Origin of the sequence: Acinetobacter legionensis (assembly GCF_048552295.1) — a bacterium.
In the GTDB taxonomy this organism is placed as follows: Bacteria; Pseudomonadota; Gammaproteobacteria; order Pseudomonadales; family Moraxellaceae; genus Acinetobacter.
Window position 1 is genome coordinate 1 of sequence record NZ_JBIMCW010000112.1, and the last position, 260, is coordinate 260.

Annotated in this window: 1 protein-coding gene; it reads left to right on the plus strand. The window is 41.2% G+C overall.

What is annotated here, in order from left to right; genetic code table 11:
* The coding region (locus ACG916_RS21675) for a hypothetical protein (RefSeq protein ID WP_419368233.1) at nucleotides 1–207 on the plus strand (207 nt) is incomplete at its 5' end.
* Nucleotides 208–260 lie beyond the last annotated feature (53 nt).

The following is a 260-nucleotide window of genomic DNA, read 5'->3' on the forward strand; positions in this document are numbered from 1 at the left end:
TCGGGAAGGGATCAGGTGGTTCACTCTTGCTATTGTCGCCAGCAAACTGTTATGGACTTGTTCGGGTCTTATTTAAATGCCTTACTTCGTACCAAATCTTGCGCTCGGGCAAAGCGTTGCTTTGCTTACCCTCGCTCAAACAGAACATTTGAGTTGAATAGTTTAACTAGCTTTACAACTAAATCAAGTATGTTTGATCTTTTATGAATCAAATGATGCTTCGTATACAACTGCTTGGGTGTTGTATAGTCAAGCCTCAC